Source organism: Acinetobacter sp. yr461 (genome assembly GCF_900110445.1).
Classification (GTDB): domain Bacteria; phylum Pseudomonadota; class Gammaproteobacteria; order Pseudomonadales; family Moraxellaceae; genus Acinetobacter; species Acinetobacter calcoaceticus.
On sequence record NZ_FODU01000009.1, the window covers coordinates 101,334 to 122,144 of the forward strand.

Below are 20,811 nucleotides of genomic sequence, written 5' to 3' on the forward strand. Positions count from 1 at the left end.
ATTGAAGATATCTCAATAAAAAAGCTGCCAGAAGGCAGCTTTTTTATCATTAATTTTCTTTCGAATATTAACGTTTGATATCGCGCTGAGTCGGGCCAGTATAAAGCTGACGAGGACGACCAATTTTGTAAGGTGCGCTGTGCATTTCTAACCAGTGGCTGATCCAACCTACTGTACGTGCAAGTGCAAAGATTACCGTAAACATTTCTGTAGGGATACCAATCGCTTTAAGGATGATACCTGAGTAGAAGTCTACGTTAGGGTAAAGTTTACGTTCAACGAAGTACGGGTCGTTCAATGCAATACGCTCAAGTTCCATAGCAAGCGCTAATTGAGGATCATTGATATTTAATGCTTCAAGAACTTCGTCACAAGTTTGTTTCATGACTTTTGCACGTGGGTCGAAGTTTTTGTACACACGGTGACCGAAGCCCATGAGTTTAACTTCTTTACGTTTTACTTTTTCCATGAACTCGGCAACGTTTTCTACACTACCGATTTCATCAAGCATTTTAAGTACAGCTTCGTTTGCACCACCGTGAGCAGGTCCCCAAAGTGCAGAAATACCTGAAGAGATACATGCATAAGGGTTTGCACCAGTAGAGCCAGCAAGACGTACTGTAGATGTTGAAGCATTTTGTTCGTGATCAGCATGAAGCGTGAAGATACGATCCATTGCGCGAGCAAGAACAGGATTTACTTTGTAATCACGGTCAGCAGGGGTAGCAAACATCATGTGTAAGAAGTTTTCCGCGTAATTTAAGTCATTACGTGGATAGATGAATGGTTGACCTACTGTGTATTTGTAACTCCAAGCAGCAAGTGTTGGAATTTTTGCAATGAGACGAATCGCAGTGATTTCACGGTGATTGATGTCTTCAATGTCAAGGTTGTTGTGATAGAACGCAGATAATGCACCAACAACACCAACCATGATTGCCATAGGGTGAGCATCGCGACGGAAACCATTGAAGAAACGGCTAACTTGATCGTGAACCATAGTGTGAGCACGAACTTTGGCATCAAACTCTGTTTTTTGTTCAGCAGTTGGGAGCTCGCCATTTAATAGCAAGTAGCAAGTTTCAAGGTAGTCTGCTTGAGTTGCTAACTGATCAATTGGGTAACCGCGGTGTAATAAAATACCTTTGTCACCATCAATGAACGTAATTTTAGACTCGCATGCAGCTGTCGCCATAAAACCAGGATCGAAAGTAAAATGACCTTCTTTCAATATGCTGCTGACATCAATTACATCTGGACCTAAAGTGCCACTGTAGATTGGTAATCCAATTTCTTTGCCATCAAGATGTAATACGGCTTTTTTGCCATTTGCTTCAGACATTCAATAGATCTCCTGTCCTGGTGAATGTTGATCTGACCCGAAATCCTAATGTTCTCATGTGCGAATCAGACGCTGTCAAAATTTGCTATAAGATTAGTGAGTACTGAAATTTTGTCAATTATACTTATGGATAAAAAATGACGATCCCACAGAGGGTTAGTCATCAAGACCCGAGCAAAAAAAGTCAGTAAAATCACTGCATCGGGATCGTATAATAAGTCAATTCAACAAGAACGTGCAGAAAAAAAATGAAGGATGAGTACAATTGTAAGCAAATTTTAAAATTAAGATTAAAAATGACAAGTCGGTAGAAAATGCCAATCCAATTAAAAAAATCATAAAACTCATGGTGTAATTTCAAATTGCTAATCAAAAAAAACTCTATTTTTATTGAGTTGTAACAAAGAATATTGGTGTTTTTTTAAGTTTAATTGTATAAAAAATAGCTAATTGAACTGCATTAAAATAATAAAAACTCTTATTTCTAGTAAAAATTGCTTTTTCAAATGTATTTTAGGTTGACTGATTTGGGTTGAATATAAGTACGTTTACTTATTTGAATTGTAGCTTTTATTGAAAATATGAGGAGTTACTAACATTTTTCTATTTATATGATGAATTTATAACTTTATCTTTAGTCTAAAACTTACTTATTTAAAAGAAATTTCAGAAAAAATGAAATTAAATAAAAAGTTATTTTAAACAATAACATGATGGAACTATGTATACCTTTTTAATAGGGTGAATAGGGTGATATCATTGTGAATGATTCTTATTTAATTGTTTTTTGCTTAAATGGGAAAGTTGATTGTTTGTATTTTGATACTTCGCGTTTTATAATTCAGTGTCGTTTATAGGTTAGGCATGAGCTGTGCTTGCCTAACAATGCCAGCTTTCCTTGGAATTAATTCAACAAACTCCGGTCGGAGTTTCTACCTACAGGATGCCCGCTGTGAAAAGCAACAGACCTGTCAATTTGTCCATGGGTCAGGTGTTAGCGGTAAATTTACGCTCACCCGTGGCTATTGCATCAATTTTACACCGTTTATCAGGTGTCATCGTTTTCTTATTAGTACCAGTTCTATTATGGATTTTAGATAAATCATTATCTTCACCAGAAGGATTTGACTACGTTAAAAATGTCGTGTTTGGAAATATCCTTGTACGTTTTATCGTTTGGGTATTTGTAGCCGGCTTATTATTCCACTTTATTGCTGGAGTGAAGCACTTACTTGCAGATTTAGGTTTTGCTGAAGAACTGCAAAGTGGTCGTATTGCAGCGACAATTTCATTGATCTTATCTGTGGTAGCCATTATCGCAGCCTTTGTATGGATTATGTTCTAATGAAAAGTGCTACAGGTTTAACTGGTTCAGGTTCTCGTGATTGGTTTATCCAGCGTGTAAGTGCGGTTGTACTAGCAGCCTATACTGTTGTTCTTTTTGGTTGGATTCTCTGCAAAGGCGGATTTGACTATCAACAATGGGCTGGTTTCATGATGACATTACCAATGAAGATTTTTTCTTTATTGGCAATTTTATCGCTCATCGCACACGCATGGATTGGTATGTGGCAAGTTTTTACTGACTATGTCACTACTCGTCAAATGGGTCCTTCAGCGAAAGGTTTACGCCTTGTACTGACGACGGCTGTCATTATTGCAGTGTTTGTGTACGCAATCTGGGGTATCCAGATTTTCTGGGCGAATTGATAGGAAGACATCATGGGCGCGATAACCCCTAAAGAAGATTATTCAAATATTCAAAACCTCACTTTCGATGCAGTTATCGTTGGTGGTGGTGGTTCTGGTATGCGTGCATCTTACCAACTCGCTCAAGCGGGTTTGAAGGTTGCAGTACTGACTAAAGTTTTCCCGACACGTTCGCACACTGTAGCTGCTCAAGGTGGTATCGGTGCGTCGTTAGGTAATATGCAAGAAGATAACTGGCATTTCCATTTTTACGATACAGTAAAAGGTTCTGACTGGTTAGGTGACCAAGACGCAATTGAATTTATGTGTCGTGAAGCACCAAAAGTTGTGTATGAACTTGAACACATGGGTATGCCGTTTGACCGTAACGCGGATGGTACAATTTACCAACGTCCGTTCGGTGGTCACTCTGCTAACTATGGTGATAAACCAGTTCCACGTGCTTGTGCAGCTGCCGACCGTACAGGTCATGCATTATTGCACACGCTTTATCAAAGCAACGTGAAAATGGGTACTCAATTCTTCGTTGAGTGGATCGCTCTTGATTTGATCCGTAACGAAGCTGGTGATGTTCTTGGTGTAACAGCGATTGACCAAGAAACTGGTAACATTTCAGTATTCCAAGCAAAAGCGACATTATTTGCTACTGGTGGTGCTGGTCGTGTTTACCGTGCATCAACAAATGCTTATATCAACACTGGTGACGGTCTTGGTATGGCTGCTCGTGCTGGTATTCCATTGCAAGATATGGAGTTCTGGCAATTCCACCCAACGGGTGTTGCGGGCGCTGGTGTATTGTTGACCGAAGGTTGTCGTGGTGAAGGTGCAATCCTTCGTAATAAAGACGGCGAACCGTTCATGGAACGTTATGCACCGACTTTAAAAGACTTGGCTCCACGTGACTTCGTTTCACGTTCTATGGACCAAGAAATTAAAGAAGGTCGTGGTTGTGGTCCAAAAGGTGATTATATCTTACTTGATATGACTCACTTGGGTGCTGAAACAATCATGAAGCGTTTACCATCTGTATTTGAGATTGGTAAAAAATTCGCGAACGTCGATATCACAAAAGAAGCGATTCCTGTAGTACCAACAATCCATTATCAAATGGGTGGTATTCCTACGAATATGCATGGTCAGGTGTGTTTACCTGAAGTGGGTACAGACAACTACACTAAACCTGTAAAAGGTTTCTATGCAATTGGCGAATGTTCTTGTGTATCTGTACATGGTGCAAACCGTTTAGGTACTAACTCACTTCTTGACTTGGTTGTATTTGGTAAAGCTGCTGGTGAGCACATTATCGATTACGTAACTAAGCATCATGGTGATGAATATGCACCACTTCCAACAGATGTATTGGGGCAAACACTAGCTCGCGTACGTAAGTTGGATGACTCAACTTCTGGTGAAAATGCTCAAGAAGTTGCTGATGCAATTCGTGATATCGTTCAAGATCACGCTGGTGTATTCCGTACTCAAGCATTGCTTGATAAGGGTGTAAAAGAGATTCTTGCTCTTGAGCCACGTGTGCGTAATATCCACTTGAAAGATAAATCTAGAGTATTTAACACTGCGCGTGTTGAAGCACTTGAAGTTGAAAACTTGTATGAAGTTGCAAAAGCAACTCTGATTTCAGCTGCTGCGCGTAAAGAGTGTCGTGGTGCGCATACTGTAGTTGATTATGAATTACCAGCTGATCACCCAACTTATTCATACGGTCGCCGTGATGATGAGTGGATGAAACATACGTTATGGTATTCATCAGATAACCGTTTGGAATATAAGCCAGTGCGCTTCAAACCGTTGACTGTTGATGCAATTCCGCCAGCACCACGTACATTCTAATCGGGAGTATAAAGATGAGTAGAGGTACTCGTACATTCGAAATCTACCGCTATGATCCTGATAAGGATAAAGCGCCGTACATGCAAACTTTCAAGCTTGAATTGACTGATAAGCACCGTATGTTGCTTGATGCATTACTTGCATTGAAAGTTCAAGACGAAACGTTAACATTCCGTCGCTCTTGCCGTGAAGGTATTTGTGGTTCGGATGGTGTGAATATCAATGGTAAAAATGGTTTGGCTTGTTTAGAAAACCTGAATGATTTACCAGAGAAAATCGTAATTCGTCCATTACCAGGTTTGCCGGTAGTTAAAGATTTGGTTGTTGATATGAACCAATTCTATGATCAATATGACAAGATTCAGCCATTCTTGATCAATAACCAGCCAGCTCCACCTAAAGAGCGTTTACAATCTCCAGAAGAGCGTGAACATTTAAATGGTTTGTATGAATGTATTCTTTGTGCATGTTGTTCAACTTCATGCCCATCATTCTGGTGGAACCCTGACAAGTTCTTGGGTCCTTCAGCATTGTTGAATGCATACCGTTTTATTATTGATTCTCGTGATACTGCTACTGCAGACCGTTTGTCTCGTCTTGACGATCCATTCAGTTTGTTCCGTTGTAAAGGTATTATGAACTGTGTGTCAGTATGTCCTAAAGGTCTAAATCCTACAAAAGCAATCGGTCATATCCGTAATATGCTATTAGATCAAGCGGGTTAATTCTGCACAAATAGAAAGCGCACATCCTTGATGTGCGTTTTTTTTTAACTTTATAATGTAAACTTTAGACTTTGGTCGAAAAAGATGAGGTTTTTATATATTGCACCATATATTAAAAGATAAAATCGCATATGTATTTCGCCAGTTTATAGGTGGTATGTGTCAAAAAAATCAATCGTTCGTTAAGAACATGATACGATTTGCCACAAAGTTATAGGTGAAAAAAGCGTATACTAGTGAAATTAATTTAAGTAGCACGATCTTAGATCTGTGCTTAATTTTTATGGTTAAAGTCATTTTAGAAAAGTTAATTTTAAAGTTAATTTTTCTAAAAAGATTTGCAAAAAATTGCTCGGTTTTAATCGAGTATAAGGTGAGTGATGATGCCATTGAGGGTGTTGTGATTCATTAATTACCTATGGAGTTTCCTCTCTAGGTAGTATGACGCCCCATGGTCTTAAAGACCTGTTGGGTAAGTAATGCCTTTTTTACCAATTTGGCATTATGCATCATGGGTGTGCTTAAAAGGCAGCCTGTAATATTTTTTGCAATAGGAAATGGGTCCACAAATGCAAGAAGTTGCTGACGCATTGCGTCTTGACACTGAACTTTCCGCTGATAGTGCAGCGTATATTGAAGAACTTTACGAGCAGTACCTGTCTTCCCCAACCTCTGTAGCTGAGGACTGGCGCCAATATTTCGATAAATATCCAAAGGGTGACCAACCACACGGCGCTGTGCGTGAGCAATTCCTATTACTAGGACGTAATGCTAATCGTGTTCAACCTGTTGTACAAAGTACGGTAAGTACTGAGCATGAACGTCGTCAAATTGGCGTTTTACAACTTATTGCTGCTTATCGTAATCGTGGACATCAAAAAGCTAAATTAGATCCATTAGGTCTTGCTAAGCGTGAAGATATTCCTGATTTAGATCTTTCAGCACATGGTTTAACCAAATCAGATTTAGACACAGTATTCAACACAGGCAATCTTGAGATTGGCAAAAGCGAAGCAACGCTTGCTGAAATGATTGAAGCAATGGAAGCAATCTATTGTGGTTCAATCGGTGTTGAATATATGCATATCGTGGACACAAAAGAAAAGCGTTGGATTCAACAACGTCTTGAAAGTGTTCGTGGTCAGCTTAATTTTACAAATGATCAAAAGAAAGGGTTCTTGGAGCGTTTAACCGCTGCAGAAGGGCTTGAAAAATTCCTAGGTAATAAATACGTTGGTGCTAAACGCTTTGGTGTAGAAGGTGGTGAATCTTTTATTCCTATGGTGAATGAAATAATTCAACGTGCTGGTGCTGTTGGTTGTAAAGAAGTTGTTATTGGTATGCCACACCGTGGCCGTTTAAATCTTCTTGTTAATATTATGGGTAAAAACCCTGCAGACTTGTTTGGCGAGTTTGAAGGTAAGGCTATTCATAAGAAAGGTTCTGGCGACGTTAAATACCATCAAGGTTTTTCAAGTAATGTAATGACTCCAGGTGGCGAAGTTCACTTGGCATTAGCATTTAACCCATCTCACTTGGAAATCGTTGGTCCTGTAGTTGAAGGTTCTGTGCGTGCACGTCAAGTGCGTCGTAGAGACATCGGCGGTGATGATGTATTGCCAGTAATTGTTCATGGTGATGCTGCATTTGCAGGTCAAGGTGTGAACATGGAAACCTTCCAGATGTCACAAACTCGTGGCTATACGGTTGGTGGTACTGTACACATTATCGTGAACAACCAAGTTGGTTTTACAACTTCTGATCCACGTGATGCGCGTTCTACTGAATATTGTACTGACGTTGCAAAAATGATTCAGACGCCAATCTTCCATGTGAATGGCGATGATCCTGAAGCAGTAATCTTTGCTACTCAATTAGCACATGATTTCCGTCACGAATTCCGTAAAGATGTTGTGCTTGACTTGTTCTGTTACCGTCGTCGTGGTCATAACGAAGCAGATGAGCCATCTGGTACACAACCATTGATGTATCAAGTGATTGCTAAAAAAGCAACAACTCGTACACTCTATTCAGATCAGCTTGTTCAACAAAAAGTAATTGATCGTGCTGAAGCAGACCAAATGGTTGAAGATTACCGTGCAGATTTAGAAGCCGGAAACCATGTGGCAAATGCTTTAGTACTTGAACCAAATACGAAAATGTTTGTTGATTGGACACCTTATTTGGGCCATGACTACACAGACGATTGGGATACTTCATTTGACTTAAATCGCTTAAAAGAATTAGGCGAAGGCATGAGCAAACTTCCGGAAGGATTTGTTATGCAGCGTCAAGTACAAAAAGTAATTGAAGATCGTGTGAAAATGCAAACTGGTGAAATTGCATTGAACTGGGGTGCTGCTGAAACTTTAGCTTACGCAACCTTGATTGATGAGGATTACCTTGTTCGTATTACTGGTGAAGACGTTGGGCGTGGTACATTCTCACACCGTCATGCAAAATTGCATAATCAGGTAGATGGTTCAACGTATATCCCACTTTGCAATGTCAAAGAAAACCAGCCTCGTTTTGCAATTTACGATTCTTTATTATCTGAAGAAGCTGTTCTTGCATTTGAATATGGTTATGCAACTACAATTCCTAAGAGCTTAATTATTTGGGAAGCACAATTTGGTGACTTCGTAAACTGTGCTCAGGTTGTAATTGACCAGTTTATTGCTTCTGGCGAGACTAAGTGGGAACGAGTTTGTGGTTTAACAATGTTGTTACCACATGGTTTCGAAGGTCAAGGTCCAGAGCATTCGTCAGCTCGTTTAGAACGTTTCTTACAGTTATGTGCTGAAGATAACATGCAAGTGATCACTCCAACTACACCTGCACAGATTTTCCATGCATTACGTCGTCAAGCTGTACGCCCAATTCGTAAGCCATTGATCGTAATGTCACCGAAATCTTTACTTCGTCATAAACTTGCTACTTCTACTTTAGAAGAGCTTGCAAATGGTTCATTCCAGACTGTAATTGACGAAATCGATCAAATTAATAAGTCAGATGTAACTCGTCTTGTACTTTGTGGCGGTAAAGTTTATTACGACTTACTCGAAAAACGTCGTGAACAAAACTTAACTAACGTCGCAATCGTACGTATTGAACAGTTATATCCATATCCAGAACAACGTCTTGCGGAAATCTTGGCTGCATATCCAAACGTGAAAGAACTTGTTTGGACACAAGAAGAGCCGAAGAACCAAGGCGCTTGGTTATTTATCGCACCTCGTTTATACGACGATATCTTAAAATCTGGCAAACAAATCCGTATCAGTTTTGCAGGTCGTGAAGCTTCTGCTGCACCAGCTTGTGGCTCACCGTACTTGCATGCAAAACAACAAGCTCAGCTAATTAATGATGCATTGGCAATCGAAGCTGAACAATCAGGAGATTCTCAATAATGGCAACCGAAATTAAAGCACCGGTATTCCCAGAGTCTGTTGCAGATGGAACCATCGCAACTTGGCACAAAAAGGTGGGTGAACCTGTATCACGTGATGAAGTAATCTGTGATATTGAAACCGACAAAGTTGTTTTAGAAGTGGTTGCTCCTGCAGATGGTAGCTTAGTTGCAATCATTAAAGGTGAAGGCGATACAGTTCTTTCTGACGAAGTGATTGCTCAGTTTGAAGCTGGTGCTGGTGCAGCGGCTGCTCCTGCAGTAGAGCAAGCAGTTGCTCAAACTCAAGCTGGTGCAGCTCCTGTTGTTGAGCGCACTGAAGCTGTATCTGGTCAAGCTCCTGCAGTTCGTAAAGCTTTGTCTGAAACTGGTATTGCTGCTGCTGACGTACAAGGTACTGGTCGCGGTGGTCGCATCACTAAAGAAGATGTGGCAAACCATCAAACTAAACCAGCTGCTAATGTTACTCCGTTAAGCGTAGCTGTTGGTGAGCGTATCGAAAAACGCGTTCCAATGACTCGTTTACGTAAGCGTGTAGCTGAGCGTCTTCTTTCTGCAACTCAAGAAACTGCAATGTTAACTACATTTAACGAAGTTAACATGAAGCCAATCATGGAATTGCGTAAGCAATATAAAGATGCGTTTGAAAAACGCCATGGTGCTCGTTTAGGCTTCATGTCATTCTTTGTTAAAGCTGTAACTGAAGCACTTAAGCGCTATCCTGCGGTAAATGCTTCAATTGATGGCGATGATATTGTTTATCATGGTTACTATGACATCGGTGTTGCAGTATCTTCTGATCGTGGTCTTGTTGTTCCAGTATTACGTGATACTGATCGTATGAGCTATGCAGAAGTTGAAGCAGGTATTGGTGCTTATGCTGCTAAAGCGCGCGATGGTAAATTATCTATCGAAGAAATGACTGGTGGTACTTTCACTATTACTAATGGTGGTACTTTCGGTTCATTACTTTCAACTCCAATTTTGAATCAGCCGCAAACTGGTATCTTGGGTATGCACAAAATCCAAGAGCGTCCTATGGCTGTAAATGGTCAAGTTGAAATCTTGCCAATGATGTATTTAGCGCTTTCTTATGACCACCGTATGATCGATGGTAAAGAAGCAGTAGGTTTCTTGGTAGCAATCAAAGAATTGTTAGAAGAACCAGCTAAACTCATCCTTGATCTTTAATTTCTTCGAATAATATTACCGAGATAGAGTGATCCTCTATCTCGGACCATGGAGATAAACAATGTCTCAACAATTTGATCTTGTTGTTATTGGCGGTGGTCCTGGTGGTTATGAAGCTGCAATTCGTGCTGCTCAACTAGGCTTTAAAGTCGCTTGTATCGAAAAACGTATTCACAACGGTAAGCCATCTTTAGGTGGTACATGCTTAAACGTAGGTTGTATTCCTTCTAAGGCATTACTTGATTCTTCTCATCGTTATGAAGATACAGTGCATCATTTAGCTGATCACGGTATTACTACAGGTGAAGTGAATTTTGATCTTGCTAAGCTTCTTGCTCGTAAAGACAAAATTGTTGACCAATTAACTGGCGGTATCGATCAATTGCTTAAAGGCAACGGTATTGAGTGGTTAAAAGGTACTGGTAAATTACTTGCTGGTAAAAAAGTTGAGTTTGTTTCACACGAAGGTGAGACTCAAGTTTTAGAACCTAAATATGTGATTCTTGCGTCTGGTTCTGTACCTGTAAATATTCCAGTAGCTCCTGTAGATCAAGATATTATTGTTGATTCAACTGGCGCATTAAACTTCCCAGAAGTACCTAAGCGTTTAGGTGTTATTGGTGCTGGTGTAATCGGTTTAGAGCTTGGTTCTGTTTGGCGTCGTCTTGGTTCTGAAGTTGTTGTATTTGAAGCAATGGATGCATTTTTACCAATGGCTGATAAAGCTTTGGCAAAAGACTACCAAAAACTTTTAACTAAGCAAGGTCTTGATATTCGTATTGGCGCTAAAGTTGCTGGTACTGAAGTTAATGGTCGCGAAGTGACTGTTAAATACACTCAAGGTGGCGAAGAAAAAACTCAGACTTTTGACAAATTAATCGTTTGTGTAGGCCGTAAAGCTTATGCAGAAGGTTTGTTGGCAGACGATTCAGGTATTAAATTGACTGAACGTGGTCTAGTTGAAGTAAACGATTACTGTGCAACTTCTGTAGAAGGTGTATATGCAATTGGTGACTTGGTTCGCGGTCCAATGCTTGCTCATAAAGCAATGGAAGAAGGTGTAATGGCTGTTGAGCGTATCCACGGTCATGCAGCTCAAGTGAACTATGACACAATCATTTCTGTTATCTATACACATCCGGAAGCGGCATGGGTTGGTTTAACTGAAGAACAAGCTAAAGAAAAAGGTCATGAAGTTAAAACTGGTCAATTCGGTTTTGCTGTAAATGGTCGTGCTTTAGCTGCGGGTGAAGGTGCTGGTTTCGTTAAGTTCGTTGCTGATGCAAAAACTGACCGTTTATTAGGTATGCATGTCATTGGACCTGCTGCATCTGATATCGTACACCAAGGTATGATCGCACTTGAATTTGTATCTTCTGTTGAAGACCTTCAGTTAATGACATTTGGTCATCCAACATTCTCTGAAGTTGTTCATGAAGCTGCACTTGCTGTAGATGGTCGTGCAATTCACGCGATTCAACGTAAGCGTAAATAAAATAAAGAGCGGTTCTCCGCTCTTTTTCACATTTGATGGTGTGATTAAAAAAACATCAAGGTGATAGAGTAGACAGCAATTTGCATATACAACATGAGAATGTTGCGCAAATTGAAGACAACAAACAAAGTTAAGTAGGTAACTAAATGAACTTACATGAGTATCAAGCTAAAGCGTTATTGAAAGAATATGGTATGCCAGTACAAGAAGGTATCTTGGCAACCAATGCAGACGAAGCAGTTGCTGCATTCGAACAGCTTGGTGGTAAATTCGCGGTAATGAAAGCGCAAGTTCATGCTGGTGGTCGCGGTAAGGCTGGTGGCGTTAAAGTTGCAAAATCTAAAGAAGATGTTATCGAATTTGCAAACAACATTATTGGTACTCGTCTTGTAACGTATCAAACTGATGCAAATGGTCAACCAGTAAACAGTATTATTGTTGCTGAAGACGTATACCCAGTTGAGCGTGAGCTTTACTTGGGCGCGGTTGTAGACCGTTCTAGCCGTCGTATTACTTTCATGGCTTCTACAGAAGGTGGTGTAGAAATCGAGAAAGTTGCAGAAGAAACTCCAGAAAAAATTATCAAAGTTGAAGTTGACCCATTAGTTGGCTTACAACCATTCCAAGCGCGTGAAGTTGCGTTTGCTTTAGGTTTGAAAGACAAGCAAATCAGCCAGTTTGTTAAAATTATGGCTGCTGCTTACCAAGCATTTGTAGAAAATGACTTTGCATTATTTGAAATTAACCCACTTTCAGTTCGTGAAAATGGCGATATTTTATGTGTAGATGCAAAAGTTGGTATCGACTCTAACGCGCTTTACCGTTTACCTAAAGTTGCTGCTTTACGTGACAAATCTCAAGAGAATGAGCGTGAATTAAAAGCATCTGAATTTGATCTTAACTATGTTGCTTTAGAAGGTAACATTGGTTGTATGGTTAACGGTGCTGGTCTTGCAATGGCAACTATGGACATCATTAAACTTTATGGTGGTCAGCCTGCAAACTTCCTTGACGTTGGTGGCGGTGCAACTAAAGAACGTGTAATCGAAGCGTTCAAAATCATCCTTGCTGATACATCTGTACAAGGTGTTTTAATCAATATCTTCGGTGGTATCGTACGTTGTGACATGATTGCTGAAGCGATTATTGCAGCGGTTCAAGAAGTAAACGTAACTGTTCCAGTTGTTGTTCGTTTAGAAGGTAACAACGCTGAGTTAGGTGCTAAATTACTTGATGAATCTGGTTTGAAATTAATTTCTGCGAATGGCTTGTCTGATGCCGCAGAAAAAGTTGTAGCTGCAGTTAAAGCGTAAGGGGAGTATCAATCATGAGCGTATTAATTAATAAAGACACTAAAGTATTGGTACAAGGTTTTACTGGTAAAAACGGTACTTTCCATTCTGCACAAGCTTTAGACTACGGTACAAAAGTTGTTGGTGGTGTTACTCCAGGTAAAGGTGGTACAACTCACCTTGACCTACCAGTATTCAACACAATGAAAGAAGCTGTACGTGAAACAAATGCAGACGCATCTGTAATCTATGTACCAGCTCCATTCGTTTTAGACTCTATCGTTGAAGCGGTTGATTCAGGTGTTGGTCTAATTGTTGTGATCACTGAAGGTGTTCCAACAATCGACATGCTTAAAGCAAAACGCTACTTAGAAACTAACGGTAACGGTACTCGTTTAGTTGGTCCTAACTGCCCAGGCGTGATCACTCCGGGTGAATGTAAGATTGGTATTATGCCTGGTCACATCCACCAACCAGGTCGTATTGGTATCATTTCACGTTCAGGTACATTGACTTACGAAGCTGTTGCTCAAACAACTAAGCTTGGTTTAGGTCAGTCTACTTGTATCGGTATTGGTGGTGACCCAATCCCAGGTATGAACCAAATCGAAGCTCTTCAATTGTTCCAAGACGATCCAGATACTGATGCTATCATCATGATCGGTGAGATCGGTGGTACAGCGGAAGAAGAAGCTGCTGAATTCATCAAATCTAACGTGACTAAGCCTGTAGTAGGTTACATTGCTGGTGTAACTGCACCTAAAGGTAAGCGTATGGGTCACGCTGGTGCGATCATTTCTGGTGGTCAAGGTACTGCTGAAGAGAAATTCGCTGCATTTGAACGCGCGGGAATGGCTTACACTCGTAGCCCAGCTGAGCTTGGTTCAACAATGTTGCAAGTTTTAAAAGAGAAAGGTTTAGCTTAATCGCTTTATCCTGAATCTTAAAAAACACCGCATCTGAAAATGATGCGGTGTTTTTTTATCTATAAATTAAAAATAATGAATCAAAAATAAAATTTCTAAAGAAGATAAAATATTTAAGCAAAAAAAATACGCAATGATTGGGGTGATCATTGCGTAGAACAACGAATCTGTAAAAACAGTTTCGGTTTAAGGAGAAATGTCGTGAGGTTCATATAATGTAACCTACACAATGAATAATAGAGATAGTTAAGAAATTCTTCATCGCTATTAGCGTTAATAAGTGTTACTTCACGTTAATAGGGTAAAAGCATGTGAATCATAGTGAATACATTAGTAATTCTAAAAAATTAATACTATGGATTAAATAAGCATAAAAAAAAGCCCCGAAAGGCTTTTGGTTTTTAAGAGAATTAGAATTTAAATAATCCTAAACCGTCTTTAACTTCATCTAATGTTTGTTGAGTAATAAGACGACATTTATCTGTACCTTGACGTAAAACATCCATAATGTAATCTGGATCTTTAGCAAGTTCTTCACGACGTTCACGGATAGGGCTGATCAATTCTTTCAAAACACTTTCAAGGCGTTTTTTAACAGTTCCATCACCTAGACCGCCGCGACGATAATGTGCTTTTAATTCTTCAACTTCTTCTTTATTTGGATCAAATGCATCTAAGTAAGTAAATACAATGTTTCCTTCAACCTGACCTGGATCTTCAATACGAAGATGATTTGGATCGGTATACATTGCATTTACAGCTTTTTTGATGTCTTTATCAGAAGCATTTAAAACAATGGTATTGCCTAATGATTTAGACATTTTTGCCTTGCCATCAAAACCAGGTAAACGTGCCATATTTGAAAGCAAAGCTTTACATTCAGGCAAAAGGTCTTGGCCGATTTGACGGTTTATTCGACGTACAATTTCATTGGTTTGTTCAATCATTGGAATCTGATCTTCACCCACTGGAACCACAGTCGCTTTGAAAGCAGTAATGTCAGCAGCTTGTGCAACAGGGTAGCAGAGGAAACCAGCCGGAATGTCACGCTCGAAACCGCGCATTTGAATTTCAGACTTAATGGTCGGGTTACGTTCTAAGCGTGCAACCGTCACGAAGTTAAGATAGAGCATGGTGAGCTCATTCAGTGCTGGCAAGCATGATTGTACGCAAATCGTGGTTTTTGTTGGATCAATGCCTACAGCTAAATAATCTAGAGCAACTTCCAAAATATTGCGACGGACTTTATCTGGATTATCTGCATTGTCTGTTAATGCTTGAGCATCTGCTAATAAGAGATGTTGATGATGGCTATCCTGTAAACCTACACGAGAACGCAAAGAACCGACAAAATGCCCAAGATGAAGTTGTCCGGTTGGGCGGTCGCCTGTCAAAATAATTGGACGCTGATCAACATTACTCATTATTTATTCCACTGTCTTATTGGCTTAATCAGGGGTAGTAAGCCCTGCAATATAAAAGATTGGCATTATTGTACGGGAAATAAAAAAAATTCGTCAGCGATTGGGTAAACTTTTCTTAAAATAATATTGTGAATTTATTCAGTAAAATTACAGAAATTCAAAAAAATCATCTTACAATAGCGTAATAAATACAAACTTGGATAAGAAATGGCAAGTGGCTTACTTTTATTACTAGATGATATTGCAACAATTTTAGATGACGTTGCTTTAATGAGCAAAATGGCAGCAAAGAAAACTGCCGGAGTTTTAGGTGACGATTTAGCCTTGAATGCTCAGCAAGTCACAGGTGTTCGTGCAGATCGTGAGCTTCCTATTGTTTGGAAAGTGGCTAAAGGCTCATTTGTTAATAAACTTATTTTAGTTCCTTTAGCACTATTAATTAGTGTGATTGCTCCTTGGCTCATTAATCCACTATTAATGTTGGGAGGCTTATTTTTATGTTATGAGGGAGTGGAAAAAGTTCTTCATACCATTATGCATAAAAAGTCCTCTACTCCTGAGGAGGCCAAAGCAGAGCTTGAAAATGAAGAATTAGACTTAGCAACATTTGAAAAAGATAAAATCAAAGGTGCTGTTCGCACAGACTTTATTTTATCTGCAGAAATTGTTGTGATCTCTCTGGGTACCGTTGCTACTGCTACCTTAATGACTAAAGTAAGTGTACTCAGCATTATTGCAGTTGTGATGACAATTGGTGTTTATGGCTTGGTTGCCATGATTGTTAAGATTGATGATCTTGGATTATATCTAACAGATCAAACGGCATCTTTTAAGCAGACCTTAGGTCGTGGCTTGCTCGCATTTGCACCTATTTTGATGAAGTTACTTTCTATTGTCGGCACTATTGCAATGTTTTTGGTAGGGGGAGGGATCATTAATCATACTATTCCTTTACTACATCATTTAACTGAAAATACAGTGGACCATGTTGAGACTATACCAGCGGTAGGAAATATCATTGGTGCTTTAACACCGACACTGGTTAACTTTGTAATAGGACTGGTTGCTGGTGCAATTGTTTTATTAATTGTGAGCTTAATACAAAAAATGTGGCCAAAAAAAGCATCGGGTTCATGATGCCATTCTAAAATAAGAGGGAAATTATGCGCTGGAAAGGTCGTCGAATTAGTACCAATGTTGAAGATCGTCGAGGTGGTGGCGGTGTTAGAGCAGGTGGTATCAGCATTATTGGTTTGGTTGTTGCATTTGTTGCGTGGAAGTTTTTTGGGGTTGATCCACAACAAGCTTATCAGGCAACTCAGCAGGTCACTGCATCACAACAGTCAAATGCAACTGCACCAGAAAGTTTAACAGCCGAGCAAAAAGAAGCCTCTGATTTTGTTGGAACTGTTTTGGCTGATACAGAGGATACGTGGACTCCTATATTTAAACAGTTAGGTAAAACATATACACCGCCAAGATTAGTATTGTTTAGTGGCATGATTCAGTCAGGGTGTGGTACTGCCCAATCTGCAATGGGGCCATTTTATTGTCCGGCAGACCAGAAGGTTTATATCGATACAGAATTCTTTAAAGATATGCGTCAGCAAATGGGGATTTCTGGTGAGCAAAACCAATCTGAACTTTCCAGACAAGATCAGGCAGGCGATTTTGCTCAAGCTTATGTTGTTGCACATGAGGTAGGGCATCATGTTCAAACCTTGCTTGGTATTTCTTCACAAGTACAACAAGCCCGTGCACAAGTGAGCCAAAGAGAAGGTAATCAATTATCTGTTCGCCAAGAGTTGCAAGCTGATTGTTTGGCTGGTATTTGGGCGAGTCATAATCAGCAACGTACTCAATTTTTAGAGCAAGGTGACATTGAAGAAGCGATGGATGCTGCTCAAAAAATTGGAGATGATTATTTACAGAAGCGCTCTACTGGTCAGATTGTTCCAGATAGCTTTACTCATGGCAGTAGTGAACAGCGAATGCACTGGTTTCAGGTCGGTTTAAAAACTGGCGATATTAACCAATGTGATACTTTTAATAATCCAGTTTAAGATTTTATAGGGTGAGTCTTGTTAAACATATTTAAGAAGCTCATCCATTTTTCTTTAGATCATAACTATAAATAATGTTAAGAAATTTAACAGAGTGATAGATTGTTCAATCAATTCGTTAAACTTGTGTCCTGGTTTTTGTTTTTTAAATTATGGCATTGTTAATGCCAGTTTTTTTGTTCAGTTTGGTCGATCTAGCAAAGTTTCTTTTATTTGGTCGTTGACCCAGAAGAAGGGTATTCATGGGTAATTTTTTTCTACTACAAGCACTTACAGTGGTTTTTGCGCTCTCAATAGCCACCACGATTTTTAATAAGCGTATTTTGGGCTTTCCACAGGCTATTGGTGTACCTCTGGTTTCGGCAATTTTTGTCTTTATTTTGCAATGGGGGGCTAGTCTGTTAAATGGTAACGAATTTATTACCATCAATATCCACCATATTGAGGAAGTAGTACGCCATATCGACTTCTACGATTTTTTAATTAATGGTGTGATCTGTTTTATTTTAACTTCTTCAGCACTTAAATTTAAAATTTCTGATTTAAGAAGTTACTGGAAGCAAATCAGTATTTTGGCCACCATTGCATTAGTCATTTGCGCCGTTTTATTTGGTGGATTGCTCTATGGGTTCCAACTACTGGTTGGATATCATGTGCCAATTCTGGTGCTTTTACTTTTAGGTGCAGCTTTAGGGGCAACAGACCCAATTGGTATTAAAGGTGTGCTCAGTTCGATTCGTGCGCCGCATCATTTGATTGTTAAGCTAGAAGGCGAGTCACTATTTAATGATGCAATGTGTATTGCATTATTTATGACCTTGCTCAATGTTTTACAGGGTGAACATTTTTCGTTGATAGCGACACTAGAAGCTTTGCTCTATGAAATTGTTGTTGCGGTCGGAATTGGTTGGGCATTTGGGGTCGGGGTGTTACGTCTGTTACGTGGTAAACACGAAATGGAGTCTCTGATTTTAACAACAGCTTTGCTCGCGAGTGGAGCATATTTGGTTGCTTTGTTTGCTCATGCATCAGCACCAATTGCTTGTGTAATTGGCGGTTTAATTGTTGGAAACAAATGGAAAGAAATACGAGAAGAGCGAGAGATTCAAGAAATTAATCATTTTTGGCATACCGTAGAAGGAATCATCAACTCATTCCTGTTTACTTTAATTGGCTTAGAGTTATTTATTCTTGATTTAAACTTTAGCCTAATTTTAGGTGGTATTGTTGCATTCTTTATACTTCATATCTCTCGTTTTGCTGCCAACTTTATGGCTTTTGCCTTTTTCCCGAACATGCGGAAAATGAAAAGTTATAATGGTAGTCTAACGATTCTATCTTGGGGTGGGGTACGAGGCGGAATTTCGCTTGCATTGATTTTGGCAGTTGCCAATATTCCTGCATTAAGTCCATATAGCAGTATCCTGATTGGCTATACTTTTATTAGTGTGTTGTTGTCAGGCATCGTGTGTGGTCTGGGTCTGCCTGCTGTGATGAATGCTTTCTATTACAATCCGAATGAAGAAACCGAAGGACTAAAAGGTCTATATCAAAGATTGTGTCATAAGATGAATCGGAGAGGCTTTCAATATATTGTAGGTGAAGATGCACTGGGTAGAGAAACGATTACCGTTTTTAATCCGGATATTCTGGTAGACCAAAAAACTGAAGATGGAATTGCAACAATGCATGACCCAAATAAGTTACAAGAAGTAAAACGATTTGAGAGTCCGGATAATTTCTAAATATTTTCAGTTTTAAATTTTATAAGATATTTAAAAATTAGGTTTTAGTGTAATAGTCAAATATTACCTAAAGCCTTTTTTTTCTATATATATCATTAATAATATATTTTATTTTATTAAGATATTAATAATTGTTATATGAATATTTTAATTAAGTGATATTTCAACAAATGGTAAATAATAAAAGATTAAATTTGTTTTACATATAAAACATTTAATGCAATTTTTAGTTAAATTAACACAAGAAAAACTTAAAGAAGACTTATATATAATTTGTATTAATTAAAATTTTTTCTATAGGTACTTTAGTATTTGTTTTTTTTATTTTAAAGTGTTTAATGTAAAAATGATCACATTACTTAATGTTTTTAAGTTGTAGGTCAAAAACTTGAAAACATTAAGTAAAAAGAATTATACATAAAATCATTTAAATCAATAATATAAAAGGAATACAGATATGCCTGAAATACAAATTATTGCCAAGGATAGTCACGACACCTTGTCAACCATCAAGGGAACTTCCGCATCGCTTACAGAAGCGTCGGTGGTATTAGTAAAAGTGGCTGCCAGTGATGTATTGGTAGTGAATAGGGAGGGAACCAATGCAGTCATTCGCCTTAAAAATGGCGAGACAATTGTTATTGAAGGCTTTTTTAGTGGAACAGCTGAGCCTAAAGATAACAGCCTTGTTTTTCAAGACGAAAATGGACAGTTAATCTGGGCAAAATTTAAAGATGCTGAAAATGATGCAGACGCGGATGCCGATGCCGATGCCGATGCTGACAGTGATGTTGAACCACAAGCACTCGTAGCTGAAGATTTACCAGCGGCTTTACCTGCAGAGGCACCACAAGAGTTGGTGTCTGATGTTATTTATCAGCCTATTTCTTCAATTGAACCATTGCTTTATCACGATGCGGGCATAAACCCATGGTTATGGGCTATCCCATTGGTTGCGGGTGGTATCATTGCAGCAGCATCAAATCATGATAGTAATAATGACGATTCTTCAACACCTACCGACACAACACCACCAAATACGGACGGGGTAACTTTCTCTGTTAATTCCGTTACATCTGATAATGTACTTAATGCCTCAGAAGCAGCAGGTAATGTCACCATTACTGGTATTTTGAAAAATATTCCAGCAGATGCGGCCACTACTGCCGTTACAGTTGTTATTAATGGGGTAACTTATACTGCAACTGTTGATAAAGCAGCAGGTACATGGACAGTAAGTGTGCCGGGCAGTGGTTTAAAAGCAGATTCAGATCAAACAATAGATGCTACTGTGACGTTTACAGATGCAGCAGGTAATAGCAGCACTGTTAAAGATACGCAAAGCTATACAGTAGATACCACTGCACCGAATGTGCCAGTGATTGACCCGGTGAACGGGACAGACCCGATTACAGGTACAGCAGAACCTGGTTCAACAGTAACAGTAACTTATCCGGACGGTAGCACAGTAAGTGTTGTAGCTGGACCGGATGGTACTTGGACTGTGCCAAACCCAGGTCTCAATGATGGCGATGAAGTTACAGCAGTAGCAACAGATCCAGCTGGAAATACGTCAGGACCAGCAACAGATGTTGTTGATGCACTTGCACCAACAGTCGCTCTGAATGATGTATTGACCAA

Annotated in this window: 16 protein-coding genes; 14 read left to right on the forward strand and 2 right to left on the reverse strand. The window is 39.3% G+C overall.

Annotated elements, in window-relative coordinates; genetic code table 11:
* Positions 1–67 precede the first annotated feature (67 nt).
* The gene (gltA, locus tag BMW38_RS13635; protein ID WP_004789414.1) at positions 68–1,342 is read right to left on the reverse strand and encodes a citrate synthase; all 1,275 of its coding nucleotides are present in this window, start codon (positions 1,340–1,342) and stop codon (positions 68–70) included.
* A 943-nt stretch (positions 1,343–2,285) separates the two neighbouring features.
* On the opposite strand from gltA, the gene sdhC reads away from it, so the two are divergent.
* From sdhC to sucD, 10 genes are all read left to right on the forward strand, one after another.
* Positions 2,286–2,687 carry a succinate dehydrogenase, cytochrome b556 subunit gene (sdhC, locus tag BMW38_RS13645; protein WP_003655453.1) on the forward strand — a complete coding sequence of 134 codons (402 nt, stop codon included), beginning with the start codon at positions 2,286–2,288 and terminating at the stop codon, positions 2,685–2,687.
* Positions 2,687–3,052, forward strand: coding sequence for a succinate dehydrogenase, hydrophobic membrane anchor protein (gene sdhD / locus BMW38_RS13650; RefSeq protein WP_000833672.1), 366 nt, complete (start codon positions 2,687–2,689; stop codon positions 3,050–3,052). Before sdhC ends, sdhD begins: the two co-directional genes overlap by 1 nt.
* A gap of 12 nt (positions 3,053–3,064) precedes the next feature.
* Entirely contained in the window at positions 3,065–4,900 is a 1,836-nt protein-coding gene (gene sdhA, locus BMW38_RS13655) for a succinate dehydrogenase flavoprotein subunit (RefSeq protein WP_092708979.1), read from the forward strand.
* 14 nt (positions 4,901–4,914) lie between these two features.
* Positions 4,915–5,625, forward strand: a complete 711-nt coding sequence (locus tag BMW38_RS13660) for a succinate dehydrogenase iron-sulfur subunit (protein WP_003655458.1) — start codon at positions 4,915–4,917, stop codon at positions 5,623–5,625.
* Positions 5,626–5,908: 283 nt separating this feature from the next.
* Complete coding sequence (locus BMW38_RS13665; RefSeq protein ID WP_002116082.1) at positions 5,909–6,037, forward strand: hypothetical protein; 129 nt, start codon at positions 5,909–5,911, stop codon at positions 6,035–6,037.
* A gap of 157 nt (positions 6,038–6,194) precedes the next feature.
* Positions 6,195–9,035 (forward strand): 2-oxoglutarate dehydrogenase E1 component, encoded by a 2,841-nt coding sequence (locus BMW38_RS13675; protein WP_004639167.1) that lies wholly within the window; start codon positions 6,195–6,197, stop codon positions 9,033–9,035.
* On the forward strand, positions 9,035–10,225 hold the full coding sequence (odhB, locus tag BMW38_RS13680) for a 2-oxoglutarate dehydrogenase complex dihydrolipoyllysine-residue succinyltransferase (protein ID WP_003655463.1): 1,191 nt from the start codon (positions 9,035–9,037) through the stop codon (positions 10,223–10,225). The genes BMW38_RS13675 and odhB overlap by 1 nt, the downstream gene beginning before the upstream one ends.
* A 61-nt stretch (positions 10,226–10,286) precedes the next feature.
* On the forward strand, positions 10,287–11,720 hold the full coding sequence (gene lpdA, locus BMW38_RS13685; protein WP_042897586.1) for a dihydrolipoyl dehydrogenase: 1,434 nt from the start codon (positions 10,287–10,289) through the stop codon (positions 11,718–11,720).
* 146 nt (positions 11,721–11,866) lie between these two features.
* Positions 11,867–13,033: an ADP-forming succinate--CoA ligase subunit beta gene (sucC, locus tag BMW38_RS13690; protein ID WP_003655470.1), complete on the forward strand. Its 1,167-nt coding sequence runs from the start codon at positions 11,867–11,869 to the stop codon at positions 13,031–13,033.
* A gap of 14 nt (positions 13,034–13,047) precedes the next feature.
* On the forward strand, positions 13,048–13,938 hold the full coding sequence (gene sucD / locus BMW38_RS13695) for a succinate--CoA ligase subunit alpha (protein ID WP_003655479.1): 891 nt from the start codon (positions 13,048–13,050) through the stop codon (positions 13,936–13,938).
* A gap of 410 nt (positions 13,939–14,348) precedes the next feature.
* Here sucD and trpS read toward each other — a convergent pair whose 3' ends face one another.
* Positions 14,349–15,362, reverse strand: coding sequence for a tryptophan--tRNA ligase (trpS, locus tag BMW38_RS13700; RefSeq protein ID WP_092708983.1), 1,014 nt, complete (start codon positions 15,360–15,362; stop codon positions 14,349–14,351).
* Positions 15,363–15,569: 207 nt separating this feature from the next.
* Here trpS and BMW38_RS13705 point away from each other — a divergent pair, with 207 nt between their 5' ends.
* From BMW38_RS13705 to BMW38_RS13720, 4 genes are all read left to right on the forward strand, one after another.
* Positions 15,570–16,499, forward strand: coding sequence for a DUF808 domain-containing protein (locus BMW38_RS13705; RefSeq protein WP_056483215.1), 930 nt, complete (start codon positions 15,570–15,572; stop codon positions 16,497–16,499).
* A 26-nt stretch (positions 16,500–16,525) separates the two neighbouring features.
* On the forward strand, positions 16,526–17,425 hold the full coding sequence (locus tag BMW38_RS13710; protein ID WP_092708986.1) for a KPN_02809 family neutral zinc metallopeptidase: 900 nt from the start codon (positions 16,526–16,528) through the stop codon (positions 17,423–17,425).
* 242 nt (positions 17,426–17,667) lie between these two features.
* Positions 17,668–19,170 carry a cation:proton antiporter gene (locus BMW38_RS13715; protein ID WP_092708989.1) on the forward strand — a complete coding sequence of 501 codons (1,503 nt, stop codon included), beginning with the start codon at positions 17,668–17,670 and terminating at the stop codon, positions 19,168–19,170.
* A gap of 457 nt (positions 19,171–19,627) precedes the next feature.
* A partial coding sequence (locus tag BMW38_RS13720) for a BapA/Bap/LapF family prefix-like domain-containing protein (protein WP_139193540.1) occupies positions 19,628–20,811 on the forward strand: 1,184 nt, incomplete at its 3' end.